This is a genomic window from Nocardia sp. NPDC003693, assembly GCF_053981095.1.
The window spans coordinates 120,363-137,233 of sequence record NZ_JBSFNO010000017.1; the positions used below are offsets into that span (position 1 = coordinate 120,363).

Sequence of the window (16,871 nt, forward strand, 5' to 3'; positions counted from 1 at the left end):
GTCGAATGCGCGCTAGGGTGAAATTTGCCAAGAATTTGCCAATCCGTCCGCGATCGGAAGGAGGCGCGCGTGCACCCCCCGGAGCCCGATAACCATCCCCCGCATCCGGCACGGCATCGGCGCGCCACCGGTGCGCAGGCGTCCCGGCGGCTGTACGGCATCACCCGCCGCGCCACCGATTCCATGGACCGCTGGTTGCGCCGGGTCAGCGTGGTCCCGCCGGACGCGCCCGAGGACGCCCCGCCGCCGGAGGAGCCGCCGGTCTCGGCCGATCTGCTCGATCTGCTGCGGCACATCGGCGTCGCGCTCATCGCCTCCGGGGAGACGACCAATCAGGTGCAGGTCATTCTCGACGATCTCGCGCACCGCTACGACGCCGAAGAGGTGCACTTCTTCGTACTGCCGACCGGAATCTTCGTGCGCGTGCACGATTCCCGCGGCACCGCGGTGGACCTGCTCGAAGCCGGCGTGGACTCCCTGCGCCTGGATCAGATCGGGCGGCTCTACCGGCTCATCGACAAGGTGAAGCGGACGGTGCCGCCGCCGGTGCAGGCCACCGCCGACCTCGAGGAGATCCTGCGATCACCGCCCCCGACCGCGGTGTGGCTGCAGTTGCTGGGCAACGTGGTGCTGACCATCGGTCTCGGGCTCATGCTCAATCCGACGGCCAACGCCCTGGGCGGCTACATCGTCATCGGCCTGGTGGTGCAGCTGCTGATCATGGCCGCCGAGCGGATGCCGCTGCTGTCCACCGGGTTGCCGGTGGTCGCGGGCGGCGCGGTCACCCTGCTGTCCTTCGGTTTTCCGCACGCGCTCGGCGGCGGGAATCCCCAGCAGTTGCTGGTGCCCGGGGTCGCCTCGCTGCTGCCGGGTTCGACCCTCACCAACGGTTCCATCGAATTGGCGTCGGGGTCGATGGTGGCCGGGGCCAGTCGCACCATTTACGGCCTGAACAAATTGGTGCTGCTGGCATTCGGGGTTTTCATCGGTCTGCAATTGCTGGGCCCGCAATCCCCGGCGGGTCCGGAACACCTGCGCCAATTGGGCTGGTGGGCGCCCATTCTCGGGGTGCTGCTGATCGGTTTCGGCCATTCCTGGCGCTCGAGCGCACCGCCGAAATCGCTGCCCTGGCTGCTGGTCGTGCTCTACGCCGCGTTCGCGGCGCAGAAGCTCGGGGTGCTGATCGGCGGCGGGCTGCTCGGGTCGTTCCTGGGCGGGCTGGTGGCGGTCCCGGCCGCGTATCTGGTGCAGCGCAACCGCAATGCCCCGCCCACGCAGGTGGCGTTCCTGCCCGCGTTCTGGATGCTGGTGCCCGGCGGCATCGGGCTCACCGGGGTGTCGGAGCTGGTGGCCCGGTCCAACGCGGACGGACTGCACGTGCTGGTCACCACCACCCTGACGGTGCTGGCGATCGCGCTGGGCGTCATCGTCGGTTCCGGTGTCGCGACCAAGAAGCCGCCGCGCATCACGCCCATGGTCGATCAACTGCTCGGCCCGGACACCGGCAGGCACGTGGCGGGCAGGCCGGTCGATCCGCCGGCCGCCGACCGCGCCGACCCCTGACGTATGCCCGGTCCCCGCCCACCGAGGCGATAGTCACACAGCGGACGAAACAGACACGCCGGACGGTCGCCCCGACCCGGGGACGTCCCTGGACGGGCGCGCGACGGGTTACGGTAACCAGCGTGCCGGTAGATGGTCAGACCCCCTGCCACACGCCCAGACGAACCGACCATGGGACCGCAGACGTTCCCACGATCCGAAAGCGCCCATAGGACATGCGAGTCGACGGACGGGAAATTCCTGTCTCCGGCAGCCTGCTGCAGCCGCGGATCCGGCGCACCAGCGACATACTGCGCGTGGTGCTGTCCGCGCTCCTGGTCGCGCTCGTCATCACGGGCTCGCTCATCACGCGCCCGCAGTGGGAGGACCTGGAGAGCTCGGTCTCCAACATCGTCGGCTTCCTGACCCCCGAGCAGTCCAACCTCGTCTACATCCTCTACGGCATCGCGATTCTGGCGCTGCCCTTCGCGATCCTGGTGCGCCTGGTCTGGGGCAGACAGTGGAAACTGCTGGGCGGCTTCCTGTCCGCGGGCCTGATCGCGGTGCTGCTGTTCTCCATCACCGGGGCCGGATTCAAGGCTCCGCGCTGGCATCTGTCCGAGCCCGAACAGGTCAACACCTTCCTGTCGCAGTTCCTGGACGACCCGCGCTGGATCGCGATGCTCGCCGCCACCCTGACGGTCGCGAGCCCGTGGCTGCCGACCAGATGGAGACGCTGGTGGTGGACGCTGCTGCTGGCCTTCGTGCCCATCCACCTGGTGGTCAGCCTCGTGGTCCCGGCCCGCGCCCTGCTCGGACTCTCGGTCGGCTGGCTCGTCGGCGCGGTCATCGTGCTGGTGGTCGGCACTCCCGCACTGGAGGTTCCGCTCGACGCGGCCGCGAGATTGCTGGCCCAGCGCGGTTTCCGGGTCACCGCCTTCCAGGTGGTGCGCCCCGCCGGGCGCGGGCCGCTGGTACTGGCCGCCAAGACCGACGCCGATCCGCTGATCATCGAGATGTACGGGCAGAACCAGCGCAGCCGCAGCGCACTACGGCAACTGCGGTGGTGGCTGACCATTCGCAGCAGCGAGTATCCGTCCCTGTTCGCCTCCATGCGCAGAGCCGTGGAACATCGCGCGCTCATGGGCATCGCGCTCGGCGATCTCGGACTCGGCAGCAACAAGCCGCTCACGGTGGCGGCGGTGGACCGCGGCTGGATGTTGTACGCGCACACCGAACCACAGGGCCACCCGCTCACCGCCGACGACGGGGAGACAGCGCTCACCGCGGTGTGGCAGGCGCTGGACAAGATGCACAAGGCCCAGATCTCGCACGGTGACCTCAGAGCCGAGGACATTCGCATTCTCGAGGACGGGCAGGTGCGATTCGGCGGGTTCATGCAGTCCGAGTTCGGGGCGTACGAGGTGCGGTTCCAATCCGACGTGGCACAGCTGCTGCTCACCGGGTCGGCCCTGTTCGGCACCGAGACCTCCGTGCGCACGGCCATCGCGGCCCTGGGCACCCAGCGCGTCCTGAGCGCCTCGCGCCGGCTCACCAAAACCGCCATCCCCGAACTGGTTCGCAAGTCGGTCCAGGAACCGGGCGCGCTCATGAAGAGCACCCGCGAAGAGGTGGCCAAGCAGACCGGCCAGGACAAGATCCAGGCCGCGCAGATCACGCGGTTCTCCCGCAATCAATTCATTCAGCTCGTGTTGCTCATCGGCCTGGTGTACGTGGCGTATCCGTACATCAGCGCGGTGCCGGGCTTCTTCTCGGAACTGAGTTCGGCCAACTGGTGGTGGGCGCTGCTGGGGCTGACGGTCTCGGCGCTGACCTACGTCGGCGCGGCGATGGCGTTGTGGGCGTGCGCCTCCGAGGCGGTGAAGTTCCGCAATCTGCTGCTCATGCAGATCGCCAACACCTTCGCCGCGACCACCACCCCCGCGGGCGTCGGCGGGCTCGCGCTGAGTGTGCGCTTCCTGCAGAAGGGCGGGCTCGGCGCGGTGCGGGCCACCGCGGCGGTCGCGCTGCAGCAGACGATCCAGGTCGTGACGCACGTGGCGCTGCTGCTGTTCTTCTCCGTGGCGGCGGGCGTGTCGACGGACCTGTCGCATTTCGTGCCCAACGCCACCGTGCTGTACCTGGTGGCCGGCGCGGTGCTCGGACTGGTCGGCGCGACCATGCTGATTCCGAAGATGCGGCGCTGGCTGCTCAACGAGGTGCGCCCGCAGATCGCCGACGTGGTGGTCCAGCTCAAGGATCTGGGCAGGCGCCCCGGCCGGTTGGCCATGATCGTCGGCGGCTGCGCCACCACCACCCTGGGCATGGCGCTGGCGCTGTGGGCGAGCATCGAAGCCTTCGGCGGCAGTACGACTTTCGTGACCGTCACCATCGTCACCATGATCGGCGGCACGCTCGCCTCGGCCGCGCCGACCCCCGGCGGCGTCGGCGCGGTGGAGGCCGCCCTCATCGGCGGTCTGGCCGCCTTCGGCCTGCCCGCCACCATCGCGGTCCCCGCGGTGCTGCTCTACCGGGTGCTGACCTGCTGGCTGCCGGTGTTCTGCGGCTGGCCCATCATGCGCTGGCTCACGGCCAAGGACATGATCTGACCCGAATCGCGGCCCGATCGCGGCTGCCGGGGAATCGGATCCACCCTTGATAGCCTGCATTTCAGATCTTGCTCGTCTGTAGTACTTCCGCCTTTTCCGTGCGCGAGTATGTGGATTGCGAGGTTCCATTGCGAGGCTCATCCGTCGCTCTGACCACGGCATTCGCCGGATTGACCGCGATCGTCACCGCGGTCTCCGCCTATGCCACGCCGGTCACCGTTGACACCCCCGCCCCGCCGAGCGCCACCAGCTCGGACGATCCGGGCGCCGATCAGATCCTGCTGAGCTGTCCGCCGACCCCGGACGCCGACGATCCGATGGCCCCGATCCCCGAGCGCGATCCGCTGTGCGGCGAGAACGATCTGAACCTCTACGGCGACATCTACCTGCGCAGCAACGCCTATCGCCGGTTGTCGACCATCTACGGGCCGGACGTGGCGGTCAGCATCATCGGCAACAACCACTTCCAGCTGCGCGATCGTTCGGGCAATCTGATCCTGGGCGAGGATCGCAGCACCCTGCATCACATCCCGTTCGGCCGCGAGATCCCGCGCCCGCGGTCGGAGAACCTCAGCAATCTCACCCCGCACGAGCTGGCGTTGCAGGAGGGCCTGTCCCGGGTGACGGTCGGCGTCATGCAGGGCGTGGTCTACACCGGTGATCTCACCGACATGTCGGCGCTGCTGACCACCCCGATCGGCTCGGTCCTCATCCAGGCCCCGGGCACCGGCGCGGATCCGCTGCTGCCGGGCCCCGGCGGCGATCGGGAGTTGCGACTGCTCAACAACTTCCAGGTGCTGGACGCGCAGGGCCGCTACGTCATGGGCAACACCCTGACCCTGGGCTCGCCGATGGCGCTGTGGCCCAACGCCGCGGTGCCCTGCCCGATCGGCACGGTGCCGATCTCGCGGGTACCGCGCGACGAGCTGGACCGCATGCCGGAGAACGCCAGCGCGGCGGGTCTGCCGGACCCGGTGTGCAAGGCGCCCGCGAGCGTGCCGATCGCGGACGATCCGGCCGCGCCGGACGGCGCCGCGCCCCCGCCCGGCGGCATCAAGCCGAATCAGGATCCGGTGCAGCGGCAGAAGGACATCAACGACGCGTACAGCGCCGTGGGCACCCAGTTCGGCCTGGCGGTCGCGATCGGCGGCCTGATCGGCGGCATGACCGGTCTGGTCGTCGGCTGCCTGGCAGGCGGCATCGGCGTGGGCGCGGCGGGCACGTTCTCCGCGGCGCTGGCCGGCACCGCCACCGGATTCGCCGGCGGCTGCCTGACCGGCGCGTCCCTGCTGGGCGCCATGGGCACCACGATCGGCAGTCTGGCGATCGGCGTGCCGGTCGGCATCATCTCCGGTGTCAACGCCTACAACACCCTGCGGTTGCAGGGTGACGTGGCGCGCAAGCCGATCGCCGCGGATATCGCCGTGGCACAGCAGCTTTCGGCACCGCACCCGATGGCCGAGGCCGAGCGCGACCGGCTGGTGAGCGCGGGCATCGCCCCCGAGCTGGCCGCCGCCGTCCCGGCCGAGATCGCCGCGGCGGTGCCGACCGACGTGGCCGCCGCGGTCGCGCCCGCGCTCGCCGCGGTCGCACCGGCGGCGCTCGACCAGCAGGTGCGCACCCTCGTCGAGGAACCGGTGCGCACGCTCATCGAGGAACCGGTCCGGACGCTGCTCGACCAGCCGGCCGAGCTGTTCGGGCAGCCGGTCCGCGAGCTCCTCGGGCTGCCGCTGCCGTAACCGCACACCCGGGCAGATCATCGAAAGAGCCCGCCGGACAGGCCCATCGGGCCCGGTCCGGCGGGCTTTTCGCACGGCGCGCGTAGTGACCGCTCCGCGCGCCGCTCGGGGGTCGCGCTACTTGCGCAGCTCGACCTTGAGCACCTTGCCGCTGGCGTTGCGCGGCAGCTCGCTCACGATCACCAGGTCCTTGGGATGCTTGTAGCGGGCCAGCGATTCGTTGAGGAACGGCGTGAGCTCCTCGAGGGTGAGCTCGTCCACCCCTTCGACCAGCGCGACCACCGCGACCGGGACCTCGCCCCACTTCTCGTGCGGGCGGCCGATCACCGCGGCCTCGTGAATCTTGGGGTGCGCGAAGAGCACGTTCTCCACCTCGGCGCAGTAGATGTTCTCGCCGCCGGAGATGATCATGTCCTTCTTGCGGTCCACGACGTAGACGAAGCCCTCCTCGTCCTGGCGGACCAGGTCGCCGGAGTGGAACCAGCCGCCGTGGAACGACTCCGCGGTCGCCTCGGGCCGGTTCCAGTAGCCGGACATCATGGTCGGGCCGCGGTAGACGATCTCGCCGATCTCACCGGGGGCGACGTCGTTCATCTCGTCGTCGACCACGCGCACCTGCACGGTCGGGATGGGCTTGCCGACCGATCCGAGCTTGCGCAGCGCGTCGCGCCCCTCGAGCACGCAGGTGATGGGCGACATCTCGGTCTGGCCGAACACCGCGACGTTCTGCGCGTCCGGGAAGCAGTCGGCCATGGCCCGCAGCACCGAGTCCGAGGCCGGGGCCGCGCCCCAGCACAGCATGCGCAGCGCGAGCTTGCGCTCCCGGACCGTCGGCTCCTCGCAGATGAGCTGCCACTGCACGGGGACGCAGAAGGCGGTGGTGGCCTGTTCGGCCTCCACGGCGTCGAGCCATTCGGTGGCGTTGAACGCGCCCAGCGGATGCAGGATGGTCTTGCCGCCGAGCAGGAAGTACGGGGTGAGGCTGCCCAGGCCGGCGATGTGGAACAGCGGCGAGGTGCAGAAGCCCACCGACTCGGGCGTGATGTCCATGGCCCGGATACAGGTCAGGCCCTGGGAGTTCATGTTCGCGTGCGAGAGCACCGCGCCCTTGGGCGCGCCGGTGGTGCCCGAGGTGTACATGATCAGGCAGGGCGTGTCCTCCGGAATGTCCAGCGGCGCATGCGGTTCGCCGTCCTCGGCGAGGAAGTCCTCGTAGCCGATGACGCCGTCCGCGCTCTGCCCGTTGATGACCACGCAGGTTTCCAGCGCCGGGGCCTGCGCGACCATGGCGGTGGCCAGGGGCTGCAGCAGGTTGTCGGTGACGATGGCCTTGGCGCCGCTGTCCCCGACGATGTACGCGACCTCGGGCGGGGTGAGGCGGAAGTTCACCGGCACCGCGATGGCGCCGACGGCGTTGATGCCGATGACGGCTTCGATGTATTCGGTGTAGTTGAGCGCGAGCAGCAGCACGCGATCGCCGAGCCCGACGCCGCGGCGGGCGAGCCCGTCGGCGAAGCGCTCGGACCGCTCGTGCAGCGCCTTCCAGCTGGTGTCCACGCCCTTGCACCGGAACGCGGTGTGGTCCGGGCGCATGACGGCGTGGGTAGCGATCTGGTTGACCCAGTGATTGCGCCGCGACCGGATGGGCTGATCGAGCGGCTGTAACACCGTCATGCCACGTACTCCTCTCGGACCGTCACCGCGGCACCGGCTGTTCCGATGCCGCCGACGGCTGAACGAGCGTGAGAATACCAACTAACTTTTTGGCGTGACAAGGGTTACAGAGAAGGTTCCGTAGGAAATTTGTCATCGATTCATTGACCAGCTCAGGGGCGGTAAATCGATCATGCTGCCCGATTCGTGCCGGTCAGGTTATCCCCAGGCCGGCCGCGAAGCGGTCCGTATCGCTGCAAACTCTGGCTCACATCGGGCTTGTCCCGCATATGCAACTATGCGAGTATCGAGCCAGTTGTGAGAGGCATGAGAGGACGGCGTTCAATGCTGCGTACCCGGTTCACCGAGACCTTCGGGGTCGAACACCCGATCGTGCAGGGCGGCATGATGTGGGTCGGCCGCGCCGAACTCGCCGCGGCCGTGTCCGAGGCGGGCGGCCTGGGCATCATCACCGCCCTCACCCAGCCCACCCCCGAGGATCTCCTGAAGGAGATCGACAAGGCGCGCGCGCTCACCGACAAGCCGATCGGCGTGAACGTCACCATCCTGCCCTCGATCAACCCGCCGCCGTACCAGGAGTACGTCAAGGCGATCATCGAGTCCGGCATCAAGATCGTGGAGACCGCGGGCTCCAACCCCGAGCCCTTCCTGCCGTACTACAAGGAAGCCGGGATCAAGGTGCTGCACAAGTGCACCAGCGTCCGGCACGCCCTCAAGGCGCAGAAGATCGGCGTCGACGGCGTCTCCATCGACGGCTTCGAATGCGCCGGCCACCCGGGTGAGGACGACGTCCCCGGCCTGATCCTGATCCCGGCCGCCACCAAGGCGCTGGAGATCCCGGTCATCGCCTCCGGTGGTATCGCCGACGCGCGCGGCCTGGTCGCGGCGCTCGCGCTGGGCGCCGATGGCGTGAATATGGGAACGCGTTTCATGTGCACCCAGGAATCGGCTATCCACCAGTCGGTCAAGGAGCAGATCGTCGCCAATACCGAGCGCGCGACCCAGCTCATCTTCCGCACGATGCACAACACCGCGCGCGTGGCGGACAACGAGATCAGCCGCAAGGTCGTCGAAATCGAGAAGGCCGGCGGCAAGTTCGAGGATGTGCGCGATCTGGTCGCGGGCGCGCGCGGTCGCAAGGTGTTCGAGGACGGCGATCTGAACGCGGGCATCTGGTCCGCGGGCCAGGTCCAGGGCCTGATCGACGACATCCCGACCTGCGCGGAGCTGGTCGGCCGCATGGTGTCCGAGGCCGAGGAACTGATCAAGGCGAGACTGGGCGGCATGCTCGTCTAGTACCGGACTTCACGGTTCCGATGCCCTCTCGCCCGCGCGAGGGGGCATCGCGCATTTGTCCGGTCCGAAAGTCCGTGCGTACCAGATAATTCGGGCGAAGATCTATTAGCCCGATTTGCTAATGGCTGTTGCCCATTCGGCTGCCCCGCGCCCCGCGATCCGTCATGCTTTGAGTACACGACCGACGTGTGGGAGGTGCCGAAATGGCAGTCACTCGAATCTATCTCGACGACAACGCGGTACGCCGGGCCATGGCGATTTCGGGCGTCGACACCGAACAGGACGCGGTGAACCTAGCGCTGCGTTTCTTCTCCTCGCACGCCACCGCCGCGGACTTCGAGCCGCCGCAGCGGCGCGCCGCCAACGCCTGAGCCGGACGGCGCCGGAGCCCTACCGAGCGGTAGTGCCCGGCGACCTCCGGTGGCGTGGGGTCGCGCGCGAATCGGCCTGCGCACCATACCGATCGGTGTGATCGAACCCCGCACTGCTCGATACGCGTTCCGGCGCGTCCGCGTGCCGCGACGGGCGGGGGTGGTGTAACCCGCCGGGACGGCGCTGAGTCACAATCTACCTGCGCGAAAGCCCGGCTGGGCCGAGCGAAATCTTGGCAGAATCGCCCGAGGTACCTCGGCGCGCACGTCGCCGGACGCGGGAGGGATTCCTGTGCGGCAGAGTACGAAAGCTTCGACCGATACCGGAACACCCTTCCCCCGGGTGTCCATCGTGGGTGTCGGCGCCCGGGCGACGGGCGCGGCCTTCGACCGGGACTGGTTCGGCATCGGAGAGGTGGAGTCCTCGGGTATGCACGCGCGCCGGCGCGTCACCCTCGAGGTCGCCGTGGAGGCGCTGGACGACTCCGGGCTGGGCTGGCTGGCGCGCGGCTCGAACGCGGCCGTGGTGTTCGGCGCCGCAGCGGTTTTCGGCGACGCCGCACCCAACGGCGCGCATCAGCTCTCGCGCGCCCTGGACCTGCGCGGACCCAGTCTGCTGGTGCAGAGCGACCGGCTGTCGCCGCTGGTGGCGGTGGACACCGCCGTGCGCCTGCTGGCCGACGAGTCGGTACCCTTCGTGATCACCGGCGGCGTGGATCTGACTCTGCTGCCCCGCTTTTCGGGCATCGCGGTGCCCACCGACATCGGCCTGTGCACCGTGCTGGTCCTGCAGCGCACCGCCGACACCCACCGCACCGGCAGCCATCGCTACGCCGAGATCACCGGCGCCGGAATGGGTTTCCCCGCCGCCGGCGCGTACGACACCCATATCGCCCTGGCCGCCGATCCGCGGCCCGCCCCCGCCGCGCGCGGCGCCCAGCCGCCCCTGCTGCTGCCGCTCTCCGCCCGCGATCACGACGCCCTGCGCGAGCTGGCCGAGCACTGGGCCGAACGCCTGCCCGCCTACCGGTCTCTCAGCGAATTCGCTTCCGGGGTAAGCAGACTCGTCCCCGAGCCGGTCCGCGCCGCCGTGCTCGCCCACGACATCGACGACGCGCGCACCCAGCTCCACCGCCTCGCCCGCCACCTCACCCGCGAGCCGGCGCCCGCCGATCCGGCGGGCTCGCACGCCGTCGCCGGGACGCGCGCCGCACACGACGACTCCCACGCTCACGGGTACGACGCGCACACCGGGTCGCTCGGCGATCCGCACGCCACGCACACCGGTCGCCTCGCCCACGCGGGAGCGCACGACGGCACACCCGCCGATCCGGAAGGCACGCAAGGCGGTTCCCGCGCCGAGGACGACGCGGGCGAGCACGAGCCGGGCCCGGGCCCGCGATTCCGAGCCGCGGGCACGGGAGCCGTGCTGGAACCGGTCGAGGGGGCTCGACCGGGCGGGCTGCTGTGGTTGTTCGCGGGCGGGGGCGGGCACCCGCGGATGGGGCGCGCGCTGGCGGCCCGGCACCCGGTGTTCGCGGCGGCGCTGACCGACGCCGCGGACGCGGTGGTCGAGGCGGGCGGGCCGCGAGTGTGGACCCCGCGCAACGGTTTCGCGAGCTGCGGTCCCCACGACGACGACACCCAGCCCGCGCTGTTCGTGTTCCAGTGGGCGCTGGCGGCGCTGCTGCGGGCCTGGAGCCCGGCCCCGGACGCGGTGGCCGGGTACGGCCCGGGCGAGGTCGCGGCGGCGGCGGTCGCCGGGGCGCTCTCGCTCACGGACGCCGCCCGCATCGCGGTCGTGCGGGGCAGGCTGCTGGCGAAGATTCCCGAGCGCGGCGCGGCCGCGGTGGTCGAGGCGACGCTCGCCGAGGTCGGGCGGCTGCTCGAGCCGATGCGCGCCGACGTCGGCGTGGCCGCGATCGAAGGCGCGCGCTCGGTCACGGTCTCGGGCGACCCCCGTTACATCGACACCCTCGTCCGCCGCGCCCACCGCCGCGCCATCTTCGCCCAGCGCGTGACCCCGGACTCCCCCGCGGCACAGCTGATCCCGCACATTCCGCAGGCCCGGGCCCTCGCGCCACACCTGATCCCGGAGCTGTCCCGACTCACGCCCCGGTCACCCCGGATCACGTTCTTCTCCACCTCGCGCCCCGGCGCGGTGCTCCGGCCCACCCCACCCGCAAAGGTCGCGCTGGATGCCGCGTACTGGAGTGCGGGGGTGGGAGCGCCGGTCGATCTGGCCGGCGCGCTGGACACCGCTGTGCGAGAGGGCATTTCGACCGTGCTGGAGATCGGTCCGCAGGCGGTGGCGGCGGGCGCGGTGCGCGAGCACCCGCGCCTGCGGGACTCGACGTACGCGGCCGGGGCCCGGGCGGACGAGGCCGAGGCGTTCCTGCGGGCGGTGGGACGGCTGTACGTGGCGGGCCGCGACATCGACGGGACGGCGGCGGGTCCCCGGCTCGCGGCGCCGCCCCGGCGGCGGTGGCGGCGCGCGCATTCGGGGCGCGGCCTCGCGCCGCAAGTGCCCGCGGTGGCCATTCGCGGGGACGGGACCTACGTGGTGGCGGGCGGGCTCGGCGCGTCCGGGGCCGTCGCGGTGCGGTGGCTGCTGGACGCGGGCGCGCGCGACGTGGTGGTGCTGACCCGGCAGCCGCGCGCGCTGCCGCCGCCGCTGGACGGCATGGAGGACTGGATCGTGCTGGTGCGGTGCGACGCGGCCGATCGCGATGATCTGGCCAACGCGCTGCACGACATTCGCGAATGCGGTTCGCCGATCCGGGGCGTGGTGCACGCGGGCCGCGAGCGCGATCGCATCGCCACGGCCAATCTGGTGGCGCTGACCGCGAGCGATCCGACCGATTTCGCCATCGGCTTCTCCACCGCCGGGTGGGAGCCGCTGTCCCGCGTGTCGAGCTGAAACCCGCTGGTGGCCCCGGAATGATGACGCCATGGCCGATGCGAGCATCCAGGTGACATGGAAGAGCAAGCCGGATGAGCACGACTATCCGGCCGCCGCCGACTTCCTCGAAATGCTCGGTGAGCCGGACGTGGTGGAGACCGCGGTCGAGGAACTGCGGGCCGCGCCGATCATCCACAAGAAGGCCAAGGACATCCTGCGGGCGGCGCAGCTCGAGATCCTGCCCGCCTACAACCCGTACGTCCGGCGCGATCTCACCAAGATCATGGCGGGGAAGGCGCTCTCGCCGATCCTGATGGTGCGCGGGGACTTCCGGCGCGGGGTGCCCGCCCAGATCGCCGACGGCTACCACCGGGTCTGCGCCATCTACTACACCGACGAGAACATTCTGATCCCGGTGAAGTTCGCGTCCCTGCCGTGAACTTCGGAACCCTCGCCCTGATCATGGTCCTGGGCCTGGCCGGCCCGCTGCTCGCGTGGCGGCGGGCCTGGCGGCTGCCGGTCGTGCTGGGCGAGCTGACTGCCGGAATCGTCTTCGGGACAACGGGTTTCGGCGTGCTGGACGCCGGCGATCCGACCTTCGCGTTCCTGGCCGACATCGGGTTCGCCGTGGTCATGTTCGTGGCGGGCACCCACGTGCCCATGCGCGATGCCGGCATTCGCTCCGCGCTCGGGGTCGGCGTGGCCCGGGCCGCCGGTGTCGGGCTGCTCGCCGCGGTGGCGGGGCACGCGGTGGCCGCCGCCTTCGGCATCGGGCACGGCGCGCTGTACGCGGTGCTCATCGCGTCGTCCTCGGCGGCGCTCGTGCTGCCGATACTGGACGCGCAACGGCTCACCGGAAAGCCCGTGCTGGAGTTGACCGCCCAGGTCGCGGTCGCCGACGCCGCCTGCGTGGTGGCGCTGCCACTGGTCATCGATCCGGGCAATGCCGGGCGCGCGGCGGTGGGCGCGGTGACGGTGTGCGGAGCCGCCCTGGTGCTGTTCGCCGTGCTGCGCTACCTCGAGGACTCGGGCGCCCGGCGGCGCCTGCACAAGGTCTCGCAGGATCGGCAGTACGCCCTGGAGCTGCGGGTGAGCCTGGCGCTGCTGTTCGGGCTGTGCGCGCTGGCCACCCGGACCCACGTCTCGATCATGCTGGCGGGGTTCGCGTTCGGGCTCGCGGTGTCGGCCATCGGCGAACCGCGCCGGGTGGCGCGTCAGCTCTTCGCCATCGGCGACGGTTTCCTCACGCCGCTGTTCTTCGTCTGGCTGGGCGCGCGCTTGAATCTCCGCGAGTTCGGCGAGCAGCCAGAGCTCATCGGGCTCGGGCTGGCGCTGGGCGCGGCGGCGCTGCTCACCCACGTGCTGATGCGCCTGTCCGGGCAGCCCATCGGCTACGGGGTCATGGCCGCGGCGCAGATCGGGGTGCCGGTCGCGGCGGTGACGGTCGGCACCGAACTCGGGGTGCTGGCGCCGGGCGAGGCGTCCGCGATCGTGCTCGGTGCGCTGGTGACCGTCGGGGCGACCGCCTGGGCCGCGGCCCACGCGGCACGGACGGCACGCGGGGCCGGAACCGGGGCGGGCCGGACGCCCGGCCTCGACGGGAAGTCCTGACGCGCACCGGCGCGGTGTGTCAGTCGTCCCGGCCCAGCAGCCGATCCGTCTCGCGGCGTTCACGTTTGGTGGGGCGGCCGCTCCCGCGATCGCGGCGCGGCTGGGCGGCGATCAGCTGCGGGTCCGGCGGCGGCGGGCTCTTGTCGATCAGGCACTGCACGGCCACGGCCGCGCCGACGCGTTTGGTGAGCAGCCGCTCGACGATCACGATGCGCTCGATACCGTTGACGCGCACCCGGATCTCGTCACCGTGTTTGAGCGAATGCGCGGGTTTGACCGCGACGCCGTTGACCCGCACGTGCCCGGACCGGCAGGCCGCGGCGGCCTCGGACCTGGTCTTGAAAAGCCGGACGGCTCACACCCAGGAGTCGACTCTGGCGTGGGCCGGTTCGTTCGGCAGCGCGGATGGCACGCGCTGAAGGATATCGGGTCAGGCCACCACGCGGCGCGCGGTCACGACCTGATCGGCCTTGAGGGGGGTGTAGGAGACCGGGGTACCGGACTGCACCGCGTTCAGCAGCTTGCCGTCGCCGGCGTAGATGCCGACGTGGCCGCCGCCGTTGGTGATGACGATGTCGCCGGGGACGAGGTCCTTGAACGCCACCGGAGCACCGACGTGCGACTGCTCGAAGCTGGTGCGCGGCAGTTCGATTCCGGCCTGCTTGTAGGCCCACTGCACGAGGCCGGAGCAGTCGAAGCTGAACGGGCCCGAGGCGCCCCAGGAGTACTGCGCGCCGACCTTGGTGGCGGCGGCCTCGAGGGCGATGTCACCCACGCCCTGCTGCTTCTGCTGGCCGAGCAGGCCGGGAAGCGTGAAGCCGTTCTCGTTGCCCACGCTCGGGTTGGCGCCGACGGTGAGGCCGGGGCCTTCCTGGAAGTCCTTGACCGCCTGGTTGAACTGCTGCACCTGGGGTGCGAACGCGTCCGGCACGTCGAAGTTGCCGAGGCCGGGAATCTCGACGGTGGCGGCCTGGGCGGTGATCGCCGGGAACGCGCCGGTTGTCGTTGCTGCCATGGCGCCCATGACGATAGCGCCCTTCACGGAATTCGTAACGCGAGATTCCCGCTGCATGCTGTGCTTACCCACCGAGCGCCATCTCCGATCCTTCTTACGTAACGCAGTGGGCCGCGTCTCCGATGAAGCGACAGACTCCACTAAGTCACGAGAAGATTACGACTGCCGAGCCGTGTTGTCCACCCCACACGCGCGGCGCGCTGCGATTCGCGGCAAACTCCCCGGCAGACACGCGAATCCTGGTCTCGGCGCGCCGATCACGACTCGATATACCTGATCGAATACGCCGTTATCTTCCAGCGATCCGCCATTCGTCGAATCAGCGCTGGTCAAGCGCTCGCTCGAGCTGCGCGATGCGCCGGCGCGCGTCGGCGAGGTCGACCTCGAGGGTGGCCAGCGCCATCACCAGCGGGCCCACCGCGAGGTCCGCCACCAGTTGCGGGTCGTCGAAACCGCTTTCGATCGCGGACAGGATGTTGTTGCGGATGCGGCCCGCCACCGCGGCCTCGCCGGGCACGTTCCAGGACCGCACCACCTCGGCGACGCTGGTCGGCTCTTCCGGCATGACGCCTCCTCGTACACGGCCCGGCCCCGGCGCAGGCGCATTCCGTCACCAGGGTAGCGATGCGCGCCGCCGGGCACGCGACAGCGCGGGAGCTACCCGGGCGTACGTCCGCACCGCGCGCCGAAACGGAAGGGCCGCACCGGGTATGCCCGTGCGCGGTGCCGTCTAGGGACTTCGATAGACGCCGCGATAATCCCGAATTTTGGCGCTACGGTGTGGCGGCATGGACCCCGTGCGCAATCCGTACGCCCCCGGAGCCGGGCAGCGCCCGCCCGAGCTGGCGGGCCGCGACCGCCAGCTCGACGCGTTCGACATCGTGCTGGAGCGGATCGCCCGGGGCCGCCCCGAACGCAGCGTCATGCTGACCGGATTGCGCGGGGTGGGCAAGACGGTGCTGCTGAATCAGCTGCGCTCGGCGGCGCGTTCGCGCGGGTGGGGCACCGGCAAGCTGGAGGCCCGCCCGGATCAGCAGCTGCGCCGCCCGCTGGCCGCGGCGCTGCACATGGCGGTGCGCGCGCTGGCGGTGGAGCATCGCAATCCCGAACAGATCGACGACTTCCTGGGCATTCTCAAGGCTTTCGCGCTGCGCGCCACCGCCGACAAGGGCATGCGCGAGCGCTGGAATCCGGGTATCGACGTGCCCGCGCTGACCGGTCGCGCCGATTCCGGCGACATCGAGATCGATCTGGTGGAGCTGCTGCTGGAGGCCGCGCAGCTGGCCCGGGACGCCGGGATCGGCATCGCGCTGTTCATCGACGAGCTCCAGGATCTGGGCCCGGCGGACATCTCGGCCATCTGCGGCGCCTGCCACGAATTGAGCCAGGACGCCGCGCCGGTGATCGTCGTCGGCGCGGGCCTGCCGCATCTGCCCGCGGTGCTCTCGGCGTCCAAGTCCTATTCCGAGCGGCTGTTCTCGTATCACCGCATCGATCGCCTGGACCGGGCGGCGGCCGACCACGCGCTCATCGCGCCCGCCGCGCGCGAGGGGGTGACATACGACGACGACGCGCTCGCCGCGCTGTACCGCAAGGCCGACGGCTACCCGTATTTCGTGCAGGCGTACGGCAAGGCGACCTGGGACACCGCGGCCCGCGATCCGATCTCGGCGCGGGATGTCGAACTCGCGGCGCCCGCCGCCGAAGAAGAGCTGGCGGTCGGTTTCTTCGGCTCCCGCTACGAACGGGCGACACCCGCCGAACGGGAGTACATGCGCGCCATGGCCGATCTGTCCGGTGACGACGGTCCGGTCGCCACCGCCGCGGTGGCGCGCGAACTCGATCGCAAGCCGGCGTCGCTGTCCCCCGCCCGGGACGGCCTGATCAAGAAGGGACTGATCTATTCGGCCGAGCGCGGCACGATCGGTTTCACGGTGCCGCATTTCGGGCGTTATCTGCGTGGCGTGCAATAGCTTTCGGCACTGAATAGGCGGGCGGAACAGCTGCGCCGCACCCCGCCATCGGCGATTGCTATTCGGTAGCCAGCACTTCAAGATCATTGAACGACAGGCGCTTTCGATCTTTGCCAACGACTACCGATGGGTAACAAAG

The 16,871-nt window shown here is 70.3% G+C and carries 12 protein-coding genes and 1 pseudogene; 9 read left to right on the top strand and 4 right to left on the bottom strand.

Features of this window, described 5'->3' with window-relative positions; translation table 11 throughout:
* Positions 1-69 precede the first annotated feature (69 nt).
* The 3 genes from ACWDOP_RS20310 to ACWDOP_RS20320 all read left to right on the top strand — a co-directional run bounded on the left by ACWDOP_RS20310 (position 70) and on the right by ACWDOP_RS20320 (position 5,890).
* A complete protein-coding gene (locus tag ACWDOP_RS20310; protein ID WP_456346326.1) occupies positions 70-1,563 on the top strand; it encodes a threonine/serine ThrE exporter family protein in 1,494 nt (497 codons plus the stop codon).
* A 215-nt stretch (positions 1,564-1,778) separates the two neighbouring features.
* Positions 1,779-4,151, top strand: a complete 2,373-nt coding sequence (locus ACWDOP_RS20315) for a lysylphosphatidylglycerol synthase transmembrane domain-containing protein (protein ID WP_456346327.1) — start codon at positions 1,779-1,781, stop codon at positions 4,149-4,151.
* A 128-nt stretch (positions 4,152-4,279) separates the two neighbouring features.
* On the top strand, positions 4,280-5,890 hold the full coding sequence (locus ACWDOP_RS20320) for a hypothetical protein (RefSeq protein WP_456346328.1): 1,611 nt from the start codon (positions 4,280-4,282) through the stop codon (positions 5,888-5,890).
* A gap of 117 nt (positions 5,891-6,007) precedes the next feature.
* Here the strand turns inward: ACWDOP_RS20320 and fadD5 are convergent, their stop codons facing one another.
* Positions 6,008-7,564, bottom strand: coding sequence for a fatty-acid--CoA ligase FadD5 (fadD5, locus tag ACWDOP_RS20325; RefSeq protein ID WP_454200912.1), 1,557 nt, complete (start codon positions 7,562-7,564; stop codon positions 6,008-6,010).
* 324 nt (positions 7,565-7,888) lie between these two features.
* Between fadD5 and ACWDOP_RS20330 the strand changes: the two genes are divergently transcribed.
* The 5 genes from ACWDOP_RS20330 (at position 7,889) to ACWDOP_RS20350 (ending at position 13,744) form a co-directional block, all read left to right on the top strand.
* On the top strand, positions 7,889-8,860 hold the full coding sequence (locus tag ACWDOP_RS20330; protein ID WP_454200911.1) for an NAD(P)H-dependent flavin oxidoreductase: 972 nt from the start codon (positions 7,889-7,891) through the stop codon (positions 8,858-8,860).
* A 203-nt stretch (positions 8,861-9,063) separates the two neighbouring features.
* On the top strand, positions 9,064-9,231 hold the full coding sequence (locus ACWDOP_RS20335) for a type II toxin-antitoxin system VapB family antitoxin (protein ID WP_456346329.1): 168 nt from the start codon (positions 9,064-9,066) through the stop codon (positions 9,229-9,231).
* A gap of 343 nt (positions 9,232-9,574) precedes the next feature.
* The gene (locus tag ACWDOP_RS20340; protein ID WP_456346330.1) at positions 9,575-12,151 is read left to right on the top strand and encodes an acyltransferase domain-containing protein; all 2,577 of its coding nucleotides are present in this window, start codon (positions 9,575-9,577) and stop codon (positions 12,149-12,151) included.
* Positions 12,152-12,182: 31 nt separating this feature from the next.
* Entirely contained in the window at positions 12,183-12,572 is a 390-nt protein-coding gene (locus tag ACWDOP_RS20345) for a hypothetical protein (RefSeq protein ID WP_456346331.1), read from the top strand.
* Complete coding sequence (locus ACWDOP_RS20350) at positions 12,569-13,744, top strand: cation:proton antiporter (RefSeq protein ID WP_456346332.1); 1,176 nt, start codon at positions 12,569-12,571, stop codon at positions 13,742-13,744. The genes ACWDOP_RS20345 and ACWDOP_RS20350 overlap by 4 nt, the downstream gene beginning before the upstream one ends.
* A 19-nt stretch (positions 13,745-13,763) precedes the next feature.
* Here the strand turns inward: ACWDOP_RS20350 and ACWDOP_RS20355 are convergent.
* The 3 genes and pseudogenes from ACWDOP_RS20355 to ACWDOP_RS20365 all read right to left on the bottom strand — a co-directional run bounded on the left by ACWDOP_RS20355 (position 13,764) and on the right by ACWDOP_RS20365 (position 15,324).
* Positions 13,764-14,156: pseudogene (locus ACWDOP_RS20355) on the bottom strand (RNA-binding S4 domain-containing protein).
* Positions 14,157-14,174: 18 nt separating this feature from the next.
* Positions 14,175-14,768, bottom strand: a complete 594-nt coding sequence (locus ACWDOP_RS20360) for a C40 family peptidase (RefSeq protein ID WP_454201027.1) — start codon at positions 14,766-14,768, stop codon at positions 14,175-14,177.
* Between the two features lie 310 nt (positions 14,769-15,078).
* Positions 15,079-15,324, bottom strand: a complete 246-nt coding sequence (locus tag ACWDOP_RS20365; protein ID WP_456346333.1) for a hypothetical protein — start codon at positions 15,322-15,324, stop codon at positions 15,079-15,081.
* 223 nt (positions 15,325-15,547) lie between these two features.
* Here ACWDOP_RS20365 and ACWDOP_RS20370 point away from each other — a divergent pair, with 223 nt between their 5' ends.
* Positions 15,548-16,732: an AAA family ATPase gene (locus ACWDOP_RS20370; protein WP_456346334.1), complete on the top strand. Its 1,185-nt coding sequence runs from the start codon at positions 15,548-15,550 to the stop codon at positions 16,730-16,732.
* Positions 16,733-16,871 lie beyond the last annotated feature (139 nt).